The organism is Pseudoalteromonas sp. 20-MNA-CIBAN-0454 (assembly GCF_040308685.1).
In the GTDB taxonomy this organism is placed as follows: Bacteria; Pseudomonadota; Gammaproteobacteria; order Enterobacterales; family Alteromonadaceae; genus Pseudoalteromonas; species Pseudoalteromonas nigrifaciens.
Map to the genome: position 1 here is coordinate 58,882 of NZ_JBEOOB010000009.1, position 17,678 is coordinate 76,559.

At 40.6% G+C, this 17,678-nt stretch carries 17 protein-coding genes; 6 read left to right on the forward strand and 11 right to left on the reverse strand.

Annotation, left to right across the window (positions count from 1 at the left end):
* Positions 1-6: 6 nt before the first annotated feature.
* From AAEZ22_RS06230 to leuS, 9 genes are all read right to left on the reverse strand, one after another.
* Entirely contained in the window at positions 7-780 is a 774-nt protein-coding gene (locus AAEZ22_RS06230; RefSeq protein WP_352296580.1) for a septal ring lytic transglycosylase RlpA family protein, read from the reverse strand.
* Positions 780-1,886, reverse strand: coding sequence for a rod shape-determining protein RodA (gene rodA / locus AAEZ22_RS06235; protein ID WP_058372936.1), 1,107 nt, complete (start codon positions 1,884-1,886; stop codon positions 780-782). The genes AAEZ22_RS06230 and rodA overlap by 1 nt, the downstream gene beginning before the upstream one ends.
* On the reverse strand, positions 1,883-3,751 hold the full coding sequence (gene mrdA, locus AAEZ22_RS06240; RefSeq protein ID WP_352296583.1) for a penicillin-binding protein 2: 1,869 nt from the start codon (positions 3,749-3,751) through the stop codon (positions 1,883-1,885). The genes rodA and mrdA overlap by 4 nt, the downstream gene beginning before the upstream one ends.
* 8 nt (positions 3,752-3,759) lie before the next feature.
* Positions 3,760-4,230, reverse strand: coding sequence for a 23S rRNA (pseudouridine(1915)-N(3))-methyltransferase RlmH (gene rlmH, locus AAEZ22_RS06245; RefSeq protein WP_058372938.1), 471 nt, complete (start codon positions 4,228-4,230; stop codon positions 3,760-3,762).
* A 42-nt stretch (positions 4,231-4,272) separates the two neighbouring features.
* Complete coding sequence (gene rsfS / locus AAEZ22_RS06250; protein WP_011327716.1) at positions 4,273-4,590, reverse strand: ribosome silencing factor; 318 nt, start codon at positions 4,588-4,590, stop codon at positions 4,273-4,275.
* A gap of 92 nt (positions 4,591-4,682) precedes the next feature.
* Entirely contained in the window at positions 4,683-5,327 is a 645-nt protein-coding gene (gene nadD, locus AAEZ22_RS06255; RefSeq protein ID WP_352296586.1) for a nicotinate-nucleotide adenylyltransferase, read from the reverse strand.
* A 15-nt stretch (positions 5,328-5,342) separates the two neighbouring features.
* On the reverse strand, positions 5,343-6,380 hold the full coding sequence (gene holA, locus AAEZ22_RS06260) for a DNA polymerase III subunit delta (RefSeq protein ID WP_086998369.1): 1,038 nt from the start codon (positions 6,378-6,380) through the stop codon (positions 5,343-5,345).
* On the reverse strand, positions 6,380-6,871 hold the full coding sequence (locus AAEZ22_RS06265; RefSeq protein ID WP_352296589.1) for an LPS-assembly lipoprotein LptE: 492 nt from the start codon (positions 6,869-6,871) through the stop codon (positions 6,380-6,382). The genes holA and AAEZ22_RS06265 overlap by 1 nt, the downstream gene beginning before the upstream one ends.
* A 1-nt stretch (position 6,872) precedes the next feature.
* Entirely contained in the window at positions 6,873-9,461 is a 2,589-nt protein-coding gene (gene leuS / locus AAEZ22_RS06270; protein WP_352296592.1) for a leucine--tRNA ligase, read from the reverse strand.
* 232 nt (positions 9,462-9,693) lie between these two features.
* On the opposite strand from leuS, the gene AAEZ22_RS06275 reads away from it, so the two are divergent.
* The 4 genes from AAEZ22_RS06275 to AAEZ22_RS06290 all read left to right on the forward strand — a co-directional run bounded on the left by AAEZ22_RS06275 (position 9,694) and on the right by AAEZ22_RS06290 (position 13,788).
* Positions 9,694-10,152 carry a zinc ribbon-containing protein gene (locus tag AAEZ22_RS06275; protein ID WP_352296594.1) on the forward strand — a complete coding sequence of 153 codons (459 nt, stop codon included), beginning with the start codon at positions 9,694-9,696 and terminating at the stop codon, positions 10,150-10,152.
* 76 nt (positions 10,153-10,228) lie between these two features.
* Positions 10,229-12,652, forward strand: coding sequence for a Lon protease family protein (locus tag AAEZ22_RS06280; RefSeq protein WP_352296597.1), 2,424 nt, complete (start codon positions 10,229-10,231; stop codon positions 12,650-12,652).
* A 2-nt stretch (positions 12,653-12,654) separates the two neighbouring features.
* A complete protein-coding gene (gene bamJ / locus AAEZ22_RS06285; RefSeq protein ID WP_011327723.1) occupies positions 12,655-13,131 on the forward strand; it encodes a BamJ family beta-barrel-assembly machinery protein in 477 nt (158 codons plus the stop codon).
* A 144-nt stretch (positions 13,132-13,275) separates the two neighbouring features.
* Positions 13,276-13,788 (forward strand): hypothetical protein, encoded by a 513-nt coding sequence (locus tag AAEZ22_RS06290; RefSeq protein WP_352296600.1) that lies wholly within the window; start codon positions 13,276-13,278, stop codon positions 13,786-13,788.
* Positions 13,789-13,809: 21 nt separating this feature from the next.
* On the opposite strand, the gene AAEZ22_RS06295 is transcribed toward AAEZ22_RS06290, so the two are convergent.
* Positions 13,810-14,334 (reverse strand): CIA30 family protein, encoded by a 525-nt coding sequence (locus AAEZ22_RS06295; RefSeq protein ID WP_352296603.1) that lies wholly within the window; start codon positions 14,332-14,334, stop codon positions 13,810-13,812.
* Positions 14,335-14,401: 67 nt separating this feature from the next.
* Complete coding sequence (locus AAEZ22_RS06300; RefSeq protein WP_352296606.1) at positions 14,402-15,178, reverse strand: hypothetical protein; 777 nt, start codon at positions 15,176-15,178, stop codon at positions 14,402-14,404.
* A 180-nt stretch (positions 15,179-15,358) separates the two neighbouring features.
* On the opposite strand from AAEZ22_RS06300, the gene AAEZ22_RS06305 reads away from it, so the two are divergent.
* The gene (locus AAEZ22_RS06305; RefSeq protein ID WP_352296609.1) at positions 15,359-16,444 is read left to right on the forward strand and encodes an alkene reductase; all 1,086 of its coding nucleotides are present in this window, start codon (positions 15,359-15,361) and stop codon (positions 16,442-16,444) included.
* A gap of 152 nt (positions 16,445-16,596) precedes the next feature.
* A complete protein-coding gene (locus AAEZ22_RS06310; RefSeq protein ID WP_352296612.1) occupies positions 16,597-17,607 on the forward strand; it encodes an RDD family protein in 1,011 nt (336 codons plus the stop codon).
* Positions 17,608-17,678 lie beyond the last annotated feature (71 nt).

Sequence of the window (17,678 nt, forward strand, 5' to 3'; positions counted from 1 at the left end):
AAGGTCTTACTGAGTGTAAAGCAAGAACGCGTTTTTAAATTGGTTTTGTTTTAATTGTGTTAATACTTGCTGTGCATGCTGGGCGTCTTTAATTGGCCCTAAATGCAACCTGAAAATATCGTCTTTTTGCACGATATTAGTGGGTAATTTATAATCGAGGCGTAAACGACTAGCCAGTGCTTCAATATTTGCTAGTGTACTACCTGCTGCTACCTGAATATAGGTTAAATGCGCAGTCGAATTGTCAATCGTAACTGCTTCAAGCTTAACCTTGGCTGTACCATGAGTGTAATAACCTAGTTTGTAAGCAGCTGCGTAGGATAAATCAATCACTCTATCTTCATGAAATGGGCCTCGGTCATTTACGCGCACAATGACAGATTTATTATTACTGGTATTTGTTACTTTTACAAAGCTAGGCAAGGGCAGAGTTTTGTGAGCAGCGGTCATGGAAAACATATCGTATATTTCGCCATTTGAAGTGTGATAACCATGAAATTTACGGCCGTACCACGATGCAATGCCTTCCTCAGCATAACCTGTTTCATCAAGCATAGGCGTATAACTTTTACCTAATACGGTATAAGGGCGGCTTGCACTGGCACTTTTAGTAACTTTAACTACTACGGCGTCTTGCATTTCTAATGTGGTAGGCGCACGTAATGGTGCAGCATCATGGCGCATGCTGTAGCGGCTGCTTGGGGTGTTATTTGAACTACTACAAGCACTTAAAAGTATTAGGATAAAGCTGATAGTAAAAAATCGAGTATAAAATTGCATTATTTTAAAAGCATCCTTTTATCAGTTGCAATAGACATAATAATGCCAAAACTGGCCATCAGCGTCACCATAGACGTACCACCATAACTTATTAGCGGAAGCGGTACACCTACAACGGGTAATAAACCCGATACCATACCTATATTTACAAACACATAAACAAAAAATGTCAGTGTAAGTGAACCGGCTAATAATTTGCCAAAAGCATCTTGTGCATTAACAGCAATAAATAAACCGCGGCCAATTATAAATAAATAGAGGCTGAGTAAAACACTTATTCCAAATAAGCCAAACTCTTCACTTAATACCGAAAATATAAAGTCAGTATGGCGCTCTGGTAAAAATTCAAGTTGCGACTGCGTGCCCTGTAACCAACCTTTACCTTCAATGCCACCAGAGCCAATCGCAATTTTAGATTGAATAATATGATAGCCTGAGCCAAGCGGGTCACTTTCTGGATCTAAAAAAGTAAGTACTCGTTGCTTTTGATAATCGTGCATACCATAGTGCCAAAAAGGCCACGCAGCGAGTGCGACTATAGAGCTTAAAAAGCCAATTAAACGCCAGCTTAAACCCGATAAAAACAATACAAAAACACCTGAGCTGGCAATTAATATAGAAGTGCCTAGGTCGGGCTGCTCTTTAATTAGTAGCGTAGGTAGCATCATAATTACAAAACCAATAATTAAATGCAGTGGGCGAGGGGGTAAGTGATTACGTCCTATATACCAAGCAACCATCATAGGAACTGCGAGTTTCATTAATTCAGATGGCTGAAAGCGAGTAATACCTAAATCTAGCCAGCGCTGAGCGCCTTTGGAGCTTACCCCAAATAATAACACTCCAACTAGCATTAGTAACCCTAAGCAATAAAGCGGTATAACTAATCGCTTTAAAGTAGCAGGAGATAGCTGCGCTAATACGAACATAGCTACAATTGCACCGCCCATACGCGTAATATGGCGGATCATCATGGCGTTATCTTGGCCACTGGCGCTATACACAATAGTGATACTACCGACCATCATTATTAGCAGCGCAATAAATAAGGGTAAGTCTATATGTAGGCGCATCCAAATTGAGCGTTTATCGTGCAAAGCGGTCATGGGGTGTTATTCCTTGCAAGATTAACGGGGTTGGCTGCAAAGTAGTAATCCATAAGTTGCCGAGCAATTTGCACGCCACCATGGTTATTTTCTAATATTACAGACACTACAATTTTTGGATCGCTATACGGTGCAAAACCAATATAAATAGTGTTATCGCGTTGTCGCTCTTTTAACGCATCGGCATTGTAGCGTTCGCCTTGAGCAATACTTACTATTTGTGCTGTGCCGGTTTTACCAGCAGAGTCATAATTAGTCCCTTTAAATGCTTTATGTGCAGTACCCGATACTTTTTTTACTGTGTTGTGCATTGCATCTAAAGCAATTTGCCAATGGTGAGGGTTTTTTAATATTACAGGGGGCTTTTCTTCATTATTGATTTGTATAATGTCGTTATCTTTTTTAACCACTTGTACTAAATGCGGCGGATGGTTAATGCCACGGTTTACTAAAATGTTTGTCGCATTTGCAATCTGAATCGGAGTGGCGGTCCAATAACCTTGCCCAATGCCTACAGAAATAGTATCACCACGCCACCAGGACTCTTTAAAGCGATTTTCTTTCCACTCTTTAGAGGGCAGTATTGCCGTGGTTTCTTCATGAATATCAATACCCGAGAGTTCACCAAAGCCAAAACGCGACATAAAGTTACTTATTTTAGTAATACCTAAGCGATAAGCTGCATCGTAAAAGTAGGTATCGCACGACTCTTCAATTGCTTTGTATACATCAACATGACCATGACCCCAACGTTTCCAGTCGCGCCATTTATGCTCTACATTTGGAATTTGAAAAAAGCCAGGATCCCACATAGAAGTACTTTCGCTGACTATATTCTCTTCTAAGGCTAAAATAGCCATGTGTGGTTTTACAGTAGAGGCAGGTGCATAACGACCTTGAGTTGCACGATTAATTAACGGGCGATCTGGGTTTAATAAGGCTTTATAGTTTTTGCTGCTTATGCCGTGCACAAATAAATTAGGGTCGTAACTAGGGTTAGAATAAAGCGCAAGTACACCGCCATCTTTAGCATCCATAACGACAATAGCACCACGCATATCTTTAAGCGCATGTTGGGCAATTTGCTGTAAACCAATATCGAGAGTGAGTACTAAATCACTCCCCGGTTGTGGAGGGAGCATGCTTAACGTACGAATTACTCTACCGCGATTATTAACTTCAACATGCTGCGAGCCTACTTGGCCATGCAAGAGTTCTTCGTAATATTTTTCGATGCCGAGTTTGCCAATGTCGTGAGTGGCGCGATAATTAGTAGCTTGATCTTCTTGGGTTAATTTATTTAACTCTTTTCTATTTAATTTAGCCACATAGCCCAGTGCATGGGTAAGGGTATCGCCAAACGGATAATAACGAGCAAGGCGAGCTTCAATGCTAAAGCCCGGAAATTTATGCTGATTTACTGAAAATTTAGCAACTTCTGTTTCATCTAAACGTGCTTTTAGTACTTGGCTTTTAAAACGCCGCGTATGCTTTATATCGTCTAAAAAGTCGGTTTTTTCTTGCTCGCTTATGGTTATTATTTTACTTACTTGTTCAAGCGATAGCGGGAGGTCTGCAACATCTTCAGGAATAACCTCAAGATTATAAACGGGTTTGTTTTCGGCGAGTAGTACGCCATTGCGGTCGTAAATTAAACCTCGGTTAGGCGCAATAGGAATAACTTTAATACGGTTATCGTTGGAGCGAGTTTGGTAGTTTTGATGGTCATCTACCTGAATTTTATATAAATTAGAGAGTAAAATAGCAATTAGAGCTAATATAAAAATAAAACCCACAAACGCACGCCGTGCAAATAAGTTTGCCTCTGCTGAATGGTCGCGAATAGTGGGTCTTTGTTTTAACATGGCAAGGATTACTCGCGATGATAAGGATGGTTGTTATTTAAGCTCCAGCCTCTGTATAGGCTTTCTGCAACAATAATACGCACCAAAGGATGCGGTAAAGTTAAGTTAGATAACGACCATTTTTGCTCAGAGGCAGCAATACACTCTGGTGCAAGTCCTTCAGGACCGCCAATAAGTAAACTTACATCGCGGCCATCGAGTTGCCATTTTTCCATGTTTTTAGCAAGTTCGTGTGTATCAAGTGGTTTACCTGTTACTTCTAGAGTAACAATACGGTTGCCTTTAGGAATAGCTGCTAAGGTTTTTTCACCTTCAATATGTAAAATGCGTTTTATATCTGCATTTTTACCACGTTTTCCGGCTGGAATTTCAATCAGTTCAAGCGCCATATCTTTAGCAAAACGACGTTGATACTCTGTAAATCCGGTTTCTACCCAAGCTGGCATTTTTGTACCAACGGCAATCATTTGTATTTTCACGTGTTACTTCCAAGCCTGTCTAAAATAAGTGGGTGTTTATTACTAGCCCCACAGTTTTTCTAGATCGTAATAGCTACGTGCTTCGTTTTGCATCACGTGTACAACCACATCACCTAAATCAACCAATGCCCATTCACCGTCGCTTTGGCCTTCATAACCTAAAGGTTCTTCACCTGCGTGGCGAGCCTCTTTTGCTAAATTATCAGCAATTGACAGAACATGACGTTTAGATGTGCCAGAGCATACAACCATATAGTCTGTAATGTCTGATGTTGCTGTTACGTCAATATGAATCACATCGCGTGCTTTCATATCTTCAATTTTATCTATTGCAAAAGCGAGTAGTTGTTTCGAATCCAAGGTTTTGTCTCAATTTTAAATTTAATAGCGTGCATTTTAACATGCTAGGGGTTTTATACCAATGACTCTTGCAGAGTATTCACTTGTCAAGGTTAATTAGTATTATCATCATTTTGGTAAAGCGCATGGCGCTCTATATACAGACTCACCGCATCGGGTAATAGTTCATTCTTTTTATTAGTATTTTTAAGTTGTTGGCGAATATTACTTGATGCTGCATCGAGCATTTCACCGGGTAAAAAATAAAGTTTACCGGCAACCGTATGTGAAAGGGTTTTTGCATTATTAACCTGCGCTTGTTGCATATAATGCTGTAGCTCGCCACTAACAGCACATTGCTGCCCTGGGCGTTGATACACCACAATATGACAAAGCTGCGTGATTGCTTGCCACTGATACCATTTGTCGAGGTTGTTAAACGAGTCCATGCCAATTAAAAACACAATTGGTGTGTTTGGATGCTGTGCTCTTAATTCTTGTAAACTCAATAAAGAATAAGAGGGCCCAGTGCGGTGCAACTCTCTTAAATCGAGTTGAAAAAAAGGGTAAGGCGCAATTGCAGCATTGAGCATAGCTACTCGGTGCTGGGTGCTAATGCCAGGAGCCATTTTATGAGCTGGCAGTGCGCAAGGCATAAAATACAACGTACTTAAGTTAAGAGTATTTACGCATTGCTTTGCCATATTAATGTGCCCCAAATGAACGGGGTCGAAAGTGCCACCAAAAATTGCGATCATGTTAAACTCTGCATTTTAATTAACAGGATGACATGGCAGCGAAATATTCAGCGGTTGGCAAAACTTAATACAAATATGCGCGAGTGCTTGATAGGGCGCAATTAAGTTACCTTGTTTGTAGCTGGCGTCGAATATTGCAAGCTCAGAGCTAATTTGCTCAAGGGTGTGAATATTTAACCTGTTTATAGCGCTTTGTACTGGCGCTTGCTGGTTTTTCCATATTGCTTTTTGCTTAAATAAATTAGCAATAGGCTCGCCATTAAGTAAACCAATTTGCACATCAATTAAGGTGTTAAGCTCTTTGGTTATAGCCCATAAAATACTCACCACTTCGGTGTTATCGCTGGCCAGTTTATTCAGCACTTTTATTGCTTGTTTAGCTTGGCCGTTTAACAGTGCGTCGCTTAAATCAAAAATATCAAACTTGGCTTGATTTAACAGCCCTTGCATTACTAATTGTTGTGTAATGAGCGTATTGGCGTGTAGTAATGAGAGTTTTTCAAGCTCTTGAAAGCACGCTAGTAAATTACCTTCAGTGGCGCTAATTAAACTCAGCTTTGCCTCATTTTGCATATTAAGTGATAAACGCTGGCATTGCTCATCTAACCAGCGCTTTACATGCGTACCGGTAAGCGGGTAGCAAGGTACAAATAAACCGTGTTTATCAAGCGCTTTAAACCAAGCACTGCGTTGTACGTCTTGGCTGGCTTTAGCGCCTTTAATAATTAAAATGGTATCGGGGTTTATTAGCTCAATAATTTTTTTAAATGTATTGCTACCAATAAGTCCTGGCTTTTGCTGGTTTAAATCAAGCTCAATAATAGTGCGGGCGCTAAACAGCGACATACTTTGATATTGAGCTATAATTTCTTGCCAATCAAAACCTTGCATTAAAGTAAACTTAATTACTTCATCAAAGCCTTGCTCTTTAGCAATTGCGCGAATTTGTTGTACACATTGCGCTTCTTGAAAAGGCTCTTCACCAAACACTAAGTAAAAGGGTTTTAAGCCTTTTTTTAGTTCACTCGGTAATTGATTAGCGTAACAGCGCATTATAGTTGCGACAACTCTCTAAGAATACGACGACTAGCTTGTTGGCGTATTTCGCTAATTATTAGTGCAAGCTCTTTTGCTTTGGCTAATGCATTGTCAGGATCGTCTTGATAATTACGATACAACTCAAAGCGCTTTTCTATAGGCTCAGCATTAGGACGATTTATCACAAACGCAACACTGTAAGTAAGTTCGTATTCTGCTACTTGGCCATTTTGAAACAACGACAAGGTTTGACGCTCAAGCTGATCTTTAAATAAATAAAGCTGTGCCGACTTTTTACTAGCCGCAACTAGTTTAACGTCACTGGCAATAAGCTCACTTTTTAAGGCGCTAAATAACGCTGACTTTTCATCGTCGCCAATGAGGGTTATTTGTTTTAGATCGTCTGGCAAGCTAGAGGCTTTTTTTAAATGAAAGCCGCAGCTAGTTAATAAAAAACAGACTAGCACTAAGGCTAGTCCGTTTTTAATGGCGTTAAAAGCGGCCATATTAATTAGCTACCACATTAAGCAGTTTACCCGGTACGTAAATAACTTTACGAACGGTAACACCGTCAGTGTATTTAGTTACGCTTGCCTGTTCAAAAGCAAGTGCTTCTACTTGCTCTTTTGTGGCATCGGCTGCAACGGTTAGTTTAGCGCGTAGTTTTCCGTTAACTTGAATAATAATTAACTTTTCATCTTCAACCAAAGCCGACTGATCAACCTCTGGCCATGAAGCGTTAACTATATCGCCTTCTTTACCTAGCTCTTGCCATAACTGGTGCGACAAATGCGGTGTAATGGGCGCAAGCATAATAAGCATTGCTTCAAGCGCTTCGTTAGCTATCGCTACATCTTGCTTACTATTTAACGGTGCTTTTAATAATTTATTAGATAGCTCCATAATTGCCGCAATAGCAGTGTTAAAGGTTTGACGACGTTCAACATCATCACTCACTTTAGCAATTGCTTTGTGTAAATCGCGACGCAGTACTTTTTGCTCGTTATTTAATGCTGTTTTATTGAGTGGTTGAAAACCAACTGTTTTAACATCAACCGCGTATTTCCATACACGTTTTAAGAAACGATGTGCACCTTCAACACCCGCGTCAGACCATTCTAGCGTTTGCTCTGGTGGTGCAGTAAACATCATAAATAAACGTACAGTGTCGGCGCCGTATTGTGCAATAACATGCTGTGGGTCAATACCGTTATTTTTCGACTTTGACATTTTGCTCATGCCAGATGAAAACACCGGGTTACCATCAACTTTATGCCATGCTTTGGTTACGCGCCCTTTATCGTCTGTTTCGGTATTTACGTCGCTTGGCGAAATCCAAATATCAGCCCCTTTTTCATCTTTACGATAAAACGTTTCGGCTAATACCATACCTTGACAAAGTAAGCGGTCAAACGGCTCGTCTGAATCAACTAAACCAAAGTCGCGTAATAATTTATGGAAAAAACGCGAGTACAATAAATGTAAAATAGCGTGTTCAATACCACCTATGTATTGGTTTACTGGTAACCAATAGTTAGCAGCAGCTGGGTCTAGCATGCCTTCGTCATGACGTGGGCTACAGTAACGAGCGTAATACCAAGACGATTCCATAAAGGTGTCAAAGGTATCGGTTTCATGAAACGCTGGAGCGCCATTCATAGTGGTTTTAGCCCAGTTAGGATCAGCTTTGATTGGCGATGTAACGCCATTCATAACTACGTCCTCTGGTAAGCGTACTGGTAGCATGTCGTCGGTTGCTGCAAGTTCGTTACCGTCTTCGTCGCTCAGCATTGGAATTGGTGAACCCCAATAGCGTTGGCGGCTTACACCCCAATCACGCAGGCGGAAGTTTACTTTGCGCTCGCCCACACCTAAGGCTTCTAACTTATCGGCAATGGCATTAAATGCCGCGTCAAAATCAAGGCCGTCAAACTCACCCGAATTAACCAATACACCTTTATCGGTAAAGGCTTCTTTGTTTAGGTTTACTTCAAGGTCCGAGCCCGTAACTGGCGCAATCACTTGTTTAATACCAAGGCCGTAGGCTGTTGCAAATTCAAAGTCACGTTGGTCGTGTGCAGGCACTGCCATTACCGCGCCTGAGCCGTAATGCATTAATACAAAGTTAGCTATCCAAATTGGTACTTGCTCACCAGTAAGTGGGTGAGTAGCAAAAAAGCCCGTTGCTATGCCTTTTTTCTCCATGGTTGCCATGTCGGCTTCACTTACTTTGTTGTTTTTACATTCTTCAACAAACAGTGCCACAGAATCGCTGTTTTTAGCCGCTTCTTTAGCAATTGGGTGGCCTGCAGCAACCGCTACATAAGTCACACCCATAAAGGTATCTGGACGCGTGGTATAAACGCTAAATGTTCCGTTGTTATCAGTGCGTTTAAATTCAATATCACAGCCTTCAGAGCGACCAATCCAGTTGCGCTGCATGGTTTTAACTTGCTCAGGCCAATCTTCTAACTTGTCTAAATCGTCAAGTAGTTCTTGTGCGTAGTCGGTAATTTTAATAAACCACTGTGGAATTTCTTTTTGCTCAACCACAGCGCCCGAACGCCAACCACGACCGTCAATAACTTGCTCGTTAGCTAATACAGTTTGATCTACCGGATCCCAGTTAACCGTCGACATTTTTTTGTACACTAAGCCTTTTTCGTACAACTTAGTGAAAAACCATTGTTCCCATTTATAGTATTCTGGATGACAGGTGGCAATTTCGCGATCCCAGTCATAACCAAAACCTAATTGCTTAAGTTGGGTACGCATGTAGTCAATATTTTCGTAGGTCCATTTTGCAGGGGCTGTTTTGTTTTTAATAGCCGCGTTTTCTGCAGGTAAACCAAACGCATCCCAACCCATAGGTTGCATTACGTTTTTGCCTTTTAAGCGCTGAAAGCGAGATACAACGTCACCAATAGTGTAGTTACGCACGTGACCCATATGGAGTCGACCACTTGGGTAGGGGAACATAGAAAGGCAGTAATACTTTTCTTTGCTCTCATCTTCCGTAACTTTAAATACTTTGTTTTCTTCCCAGTAACGTTGGATTTTTGACTCTATTTTTTGAGGGTTATATTGCTCTTGCATCTACGGTTCCAGACTTCTTACGACTAATAAAAAATTAGCTCTAGGATAACCCAAATAAACCGCTATTTATAGCGCCATAAACACGCTTTTATTAAATTATAACTTTCAGTGCAGGTTAACCTATACTTTTATAAGCTAGTTACTGAAAAGCATAGGTTAAAGGTTGATTTAACAGCCCTAATAGGTTCAACCTACAAATCTAAATATGCCCTAAATTTGCAGGAGTAAGAAAATGACTGACTACAAAACATGGCTAAACGATTTAACGCTTTGGTTAAAAGATGTAAAAGATCATGAATTAAAAGAGGCGGTAAAACGATTTGTTGAATCTGAGCAGGCACTTAAAAATTTAGGAGAAGAAAAGTATCAACTTTATCGTAACTACCTAATGCGCGATTTAGAACACTTGCAAGAGCACGAAACTCACTATAATTCGCTTGCATGGCAAGAGCTTAAAGAATCATTATGGTATGAGCTTTCACACATAGAAGACAAAACACAGCTAGAGTGGCACTCACTTAGCCAAGATTTTAAGCACAATGGTATATATCACGTAGGCGAATGGATAGCCATGGGCACATTAGTATGTAAGAATTGTAACCATAGTTACGATGTTTATCATGCTACGCAAATAACACCTTGTTTAGAGTGTGATGGAATCTATTTTAGCCGTAAGGCTTTGCAACCCTAAATGTAAGTATTAAGTGGCTGCAGGCCACTTAATACGCCAAAAGCCAGTGAATACGCTGGTAAACAAAGAAGTTAGAATGACGAAAAAATTACTGCCACTACCTGTATCAAAGCTTGCGCCGAGCATTTCTACTAGCCACGTGCATACTTGCATGAGCAACCCATACCCAGAGCATTTTACTTTTATAGGCCAACAACGGGCGCAAAGTGCATTAGACTTTTCACTCGGTATGGATTTACCTGGCTATAACGTATACGTAATGGGCGAAGCTGCACATGGGCGTTTTACCCTAGTAAAAGACAAACTAAAAGAGCATGCCAAAGGCAGGGTAACGCCTAATGAGTGGTTGTATGTAAATAATTACGACGACCACCGCGAGCCTATCGCGCTGTTTATGCAAGCTGGGCAAAGTAAAAAGCTTGCCGATGACATTGATGCTTTTATTGACGAAGTGCTCGACACCTTTCCTGCCGCATTTGACAACCCTGCGTACCAGCGCAAAAAGAAATCCATAGACCGTGAATTTAACGACGCCTATGACGGTGCTATTACCGCGGTAGAAATTGCGGCGCTTGAACAAAGTGTGGCGCTTATTGAAGAAAAAGGCGTAGTAGGTTTTGCTCCATTAATAGGTGGCAAGCAGCTAAGCGATAATGAATTTTCGCACCTTGAAGATGAGCTACGTGAAACCTTTTTTGAAAGAATTGAAAAACTCGAAGACACATTAATAGAAGCACTTATTGAGCTGCCGCGCTGGAAACGTGAATCTACCGAAAAGCTACGTAACCTTAAAAAGTCGACTGCCGAGCAAGCAACTAAGCCCTTATTAAAAGACTTAGAGCATAAATATGCCAGCCATATTGGTGTGCTGCGTTATTTAAAAGACATTCGCGTAGAAATTATTGACGCTGTGCTTGAGTGGTTAGACGATGAAGGCGAAAGCGAAGAAAACAAAGAAGACTTTGATCGCAAAGGCATGCTTACTGACTTTTTTGCGCCCAATATTTTAGTTGAGTTTAAAGAAGGCGACGCCGCTCCTGTGGTTTACGAACCTAACCCAACGTTTGGCAACATATTTGGCAAGGTTGAGTACGCGACCTCACAAGGCTCGCTTATAACTAGCTATCGCTCAATTCAGGCCGGCGCATTGCATCGCGCTAACGGTGGATATTTAATGATGGACGCCGAAAAAGTAATGGCTAACCCACAAGTGTGGGATGGTTTAAAACTGTCGCTTAAAACCCATCAAATTAAAAATGACTTACCGTATCAAGATAGCGTAGTAGGCAGCAGTTTTACCTTGCGCCCGCAGTTAATTCCGCTAGATGTAAAAATAATATTATTAGGCTCGCGCGAGCTGTACTACACCATAGGTGAGTACGACGAAGAATTTGCTGAGTTGTTTAGAATACTAGCCGACTTTGACTACTACTTACCAAGTAGCGATAAACTACAGTACCAATTTATTACCAAAGTAACTGATTATTGCGAGCAAGTTTTAAAATGCACCACTACAGAAGCCGCAATGGTGCGCTTGCTCAAATTTAGTTACCGCCAAGCAGAGCATCATAATAAACTCTCTGCCCGTTTTGCCGATGTGTTAGAGCTAGTAGCCGAAGCAAGCTATTATGCCAAGCAAGACAAACTAACGGTTATAGACGCTCATCATATTGACGAAGCCATTGAAGGTAAACAGTATCGTACTGGGCAAATTAGCGAAAACATGCTCAGCGATATTAAAGAAGGGCACACCCTTATTGCCACGCAAGGCCAAGCCATAGGCAAGGTAAATGGTTTAACAGTACTGCATATTGGCGATACCTCATTTGGTACACCTGCGCGTATTACGGCAACAGTTTATGCCGGTGCCGATGGCGTTTTAGATGTAGAGCGCGAAGCCGAGCTAGGTAAAGCAATTCACTCTAAAGGGGTAATGCTACTTACCGGTTATTTAGGCAATAAATACGCGCAGCACTTTAGCTTAACGCTCAGTGCAAATATTGCAATTGAACAAAGTTATGGCTACATAGACGGCGATAGCGCGTCACTTGCCGAGTTATGTGCATTAATTTCGGCTATTACTAGTTTACCACTGAGTCAATCAATTGCGCTTACTGGCTCAATTAACCAACATGGCGATGTACAAGCTATTGGTGGCGTAAACGAAAAAATAGAGGGCTTTTTTAAACTGTGTAAAATGCGGGGTTTAACTGGCGAAGAGGGCGTGATCATTCCTAAATCTAACCAAGTTAACTTAGTGTTAGATGAGGAAATACTTAATGCAGTTGAACTTGGTAAATTTAATATTTACGCAGTAGAGACGGTAGATCAGGCACTTAACTTACTGATGGATTTAGAAGCTGGCGACTTAGTCGACGGGCACTACCCAGAAAACTCAGTAAACGGCCTAGCCTTAGCACGACTTAAAGATATTGCAGACATTGTAAACGGCGATAGCGAAGATGAAAAAGACGCAGAACCAGAAGAGGAAAAAAATTAACTATGCTTAATATAATATTAGCGGTAATTATCGCCATATTTTGCTTTTTAATATTTAAAAACAGTAAAAAAGCCAAACAACAAGTGGGTATTAACGCGCAAATAGAAGCTGATTTTTTGGCGGCTAATGCAAAAGTAGATGGCGTACAAGAGACCGCTTCAGGCTTGCAGTACAAAGTATTGCACCAAGGGCAAAGCGATGACAAGCCTAACCCCAAAAGCATGGTTAATGTGCACTACCACGGTACGTTAATAGACGGCACAGTATTTGACAGCTCAGTAGAGCGTAAAGCCCCTATTAGCTTTGGTTTACATCAAGTTATTAAAGGGTGGACCGAAGGTCTGCAACTTATGAGCCCCGGCGATAAGTACCTACTTTATGTACCGCATCAATTGGCCTACGGTGAAAAGCGGGTGGGTAGCATTCCACCGGCATCACTGCTTATATTTGAAGTTGAGTTATTGGCTATTGAGTCGTAACTTTATTTAAAATAATAAAGTACTTAAGCCCTACTTTTATAAAGTGGGGCTTTTTGCTTTTAGCCAGTCGTTAAAGGTTACTCAAGATGTTTAATCTTAGGTCGATACCTATAATAGTGACAAAGCTATTTTAGGGGTAAAATAATGAAGATTTCACCAGCTTCCACTGTACACCATACATACAGCCTTAATACTCAGCCTTTAACACAGCCAGGTAAGCAACTTGCTGAAGGCGAGAAAGAAGAAGAGCCAAAATATGTTTTATCAAAGTTCTTAGACACTAAAGCACAAAAGTACAGTGAAGATGACGCAACGTTTAGTAATCAATATAAAAATCTAGAAAAAGTGTATAAACACTTTTCAGGACGGGTTATTGCATTGCAAGAGCAAATTAACAAACTCAAACAAAGTCCAATGCAACGCAGCTTAACCATAAATAGCACCGCAAATGAGCCAAATATAAGTGATGCTAGTTTAGCCATTGATGTTGAGCATTTAGGGTCTAAAAAATATAAAAGCTCACAACAACAAGAGCAAATAGATATACTAGAGCTGCAATTAGGGGAGTTAAAATCAGAGCAAGCAGCAATAAAACAACAAATGATTGAGCTGGTTATAAGCGAAATGAAAAGACGAGGCGACGACTATACTATTTAGCGCCACCAACATGCTGGTGGGCTAGCTTTTAAACTCAATTTTACCCACTTCAAGTTTAAACTTACCTTTTTGTTTGCCTGCAATCATAAAGCCTAGCTGTTTTATATCGTCAAGATCAATAATGACCTGTTGCTCAAGCACGCGACCGCGATACGTTAAAGTAAAATCACTCGGAGCAAAGTTTATATCTACCCATTCATTTTTTACTGTTTTAAATGAGTGGGTGTACGCTGCGCCATCAAGGTAATTGGTAGTTCTGAGCCTAAGCTGATAGGTTTGTCCATCGCCTTTAACACGCAGCGCTATAGCTTTAGTATTTTGGCTTTGTGTATTTAGCTCTGTACGTATTGATGCAAAACCACCGTTGTTTTCAAGCGATATCTTCCCTTCAAATATTAAACTTTTAGCAGTTTGGTTTACTTGGCTATTTGATACCCCACCCATTACTGAGTCGTTAACAACGTACCAGCGCTGGTTTGCATTCACTTGTGCACTTACAACTAATAAATTAAATACAAAAAGTGATGATAGCTGTTTGGTGATCATGGCTTACTCCTAAATACTTTAAGCTTATCTATACGGATAAACATATTATTTGTTCACTTATTTAAAGCTAATTATTTTTACTGCTCCATTTTTTCATGATTTTTTCAAACATAATTTCTTTATCAGTTTTATCCTCAGGGCAGGGTTTACCGCTACCTTGAGGCATGCCATTACTACCAAATACGGTTGAAGTATCAATTAAATAGCATTTACCGTTAAATTTTTCTAATCGTCGTGTGCCTGTTGTATTTTGGCTAATAACTTCTGAGTTGTCAGATTTTACTGGCGTTTTAATAGTCGGCTTATTGTTTATCTCATCACTTGCAGAGCCATTGTCTTCACCAAAGGAGACCATTTTTTTATGAGTCATATTATTTACAGGTGAGCCAAATAGCGGCGCATATGGATTTAGCTTTTTAAATGTTTGAGAAGCTCTTTTTGGAGGCTCTGAAGGCGCAGCTGACTGGGGTTCAAGAGGTTTTACAGGGTCTTTTTTAAGCTCAGTTTGTGCCTTTTGTAACGTGGTGGTTTTGGCTTTTATTTTTTTAGTCTCTTTTACTTTGGCTTTTGTAGAATCTTTTTTTATAGGTGTAGTGTTAGAGGTCGCTGTATTTGGTGCATCAGTTTTAGTATTTACAGGTTTTATATCGGGCGCATTGGTTGTTGTAACAACTGAGCTTGGCCTAGGTAGGCTAGCTAAATTAACCGTAACATAGGCCTGTATTATTGCGCGTTCCTTTTCCTTTGGCGGCGCAACTTTAATAGATTGCGAAAACAAAAAGTACAACACAATAGCGTGTATACAAAACGAGATAACCCACGGCCATGCATTCCCTTTATTCACATCAAACCCTCAACTTAATAGTGCTGTTAAGAGTCAATAAAATACATTTAGTTCACCTAAAGTTAATGTGTTTTACTTTGTAGCTTTATTGCAGATACAACAAAACTATTTTGCAGTTTTTGTTGTTTTTGCATGTGCTTGGTTACGTTATTATGAGCGCAATCAAACTTAGGAGGCATTATGACATTACTTTTTGAACCAATAGAACTTGCAGGTAAAACATTAAAAAACCGTATTGTTATGCCCCCAATGACTCGCTCGCGTTCAACACAGCCTGGCGATATAGCTAACGACTTAATGGCAACATATTACGCACAGCGCGCAAGTGCTGGGCTAATTGTAAGCGAAGGCACACAAATTAGTGAACTTGGTAAAGGTTACGCTTGGACTCCGGGTATTTATTCAAATGAGCAAATTGTAGGTTGGAGTAAAGTAACCAACGCAGTACATAGCGCTGGTGGCGTGATGTTTGCTCAGCTTTGGCATGTTGGCCGTGTAACTCATAGTGACAACACCGGTGGCGTGCAGCCTATTTCAGCCTCGGCCATTGCTGCAAAAGACGTAAAAGTATTTGTAGATACAAACGGCGCACCGGGGTTTGTAGACACCCAACTCCCACGCGAAATGAGCAAACAAGATATTACGCATGTCATAGGCGAATTTCGCCAAGCTGCTAAAAATGCAGTTAATGCAGGATTTGATGGCATAGAGCTTCATGCTGCTAATGGTTACCTTATTAACCAATTTTTAGACTCGGAATCAAATGCTCGCACCGATGAATATGGTGGCAGCGTGCAAAACCGTATACGCTTTTTAATTGAAGTCGTAAATGCTGTTAGCGACGAAATTGGTAGCAGCAAGGTAGGCGTAAGACTAGCCCCGTTAACAACCCTTAATGGCACAGTAGACGAAAATCCTGAGGAAACTTATTTAGCGGTTTCTGAGGCATTAAATAAAGCCAGCGTAGGTTACATGCATATAGCTGAAGCAGATTGGGATGATGCACCTTTAATGAGTGTTGGGTTTAAACACGCCATTCGTAAAGCCTACAACGGTGTATTAATTTACGCAGGCAAGTACACCAAAGAACGTGCAGACAAAGCACTTAGCCAAGGCTGGGCCGACATGATTGGCTTTGGTCGCCCGTTTGTATCAAACCCAGACTTACCAGCACGCTTAAAGCAAGGCAAGCCTCTTAACAGCCACAACCCCGACACTTTGTTTGGTGGTGCAGAGCAAGGCTATACCGATTATCCAACGGTATAATTGCTAGTAAGTAATAAACATTGAGTAAAAACATGAAGGGCTGCATTTTATGCAGCCCTTTTTTGTGCACTGATTCTATTAGCTTTATCTTGAGCAAAAAATAAAAAACGCGTAAGTTAACCGGGTTACCTATTTTAATAACAAGAAAATAAATGAAAGCCAAAGAGATAGAACAATTAGAATTATCAAACTCTGAAACCCGAGAAGTTGTTACCCCCTACGCCTTTAAAATTGACAGTGCTTTACTGGGCTTGCCTTTAGCTACGCCAATTCGGCGTGCACTAGCGATTATTATTGATGTTGCACTGATATTTTTAGCAGCCAAACTCAGCGCGGCTTTAATAGCATTTGTTGCTGCAATGGCTTTTTATAAAGGTACGGCACAGCAATACCTTCCAAAAATGTCGAATGTGTGGCGAAGAATCTTAAAAATAACGGCAGCAAGTATTTTATTTGTAAGCGCACTTACTGTGCTTTCAATTGGCATAGATTACCTAGAAGACGATAACGCTGATCAAGCTTTAGCTGTTCAGGGCGTAAAAATACAAGATGAAATTCAGCTTACCGCCACAGAAAAACAACACGTAAATACTTATTTAGCGCAAACACCCGATGACAGCTGTGAGCAACCTTGCCAACAAAACGCGCTTGATAATTTAATAGGGCAAGTTCCCAAATTAGCAGAAATGGATGACCTACAAAACCCACAACTTGCTACCGTACTTTTACAACTATTAGTACTCAGTGAAAATAACGAAATAAAGCCTGCGCAGTTAATAGAAGAAAAACCTGCACAAACAACCACAAATAGTATTTTGCAGTGGAGCAAAGGCATTATTCAAGACTTAGGCTTAGGTTTTGGCTGGGCTGCAGTTTACTTTACGTTGTTCTCGCTACTTTGGCGCGGCCAAACACCGGGTAAAAAGGTTTGTAATATCCGCGTAGTTGCCCTAAGTGGTGAGCCATTAGGTTTATTAGATTGCTTTGGTCGCTACGGCGGCTACGGTGCAGGGTTTGCCACCGGGCTGTTAGGGTTTTTGCAGATATATTGGGATCCAAACAGACAAGCAATTCAAGATAAAATATCAGCGACGGTGGTTATTAAAGGTAACTTGAATCAACCTGTGAACGTTGAAACCGTTGTAGATGCAGTGAAAGATTAATTTATATAAAAAATCAGATTAGAGCGAAGAAAGTTAAGCTTTAAATTCAATGTTGACTTGAGGGCTATAGA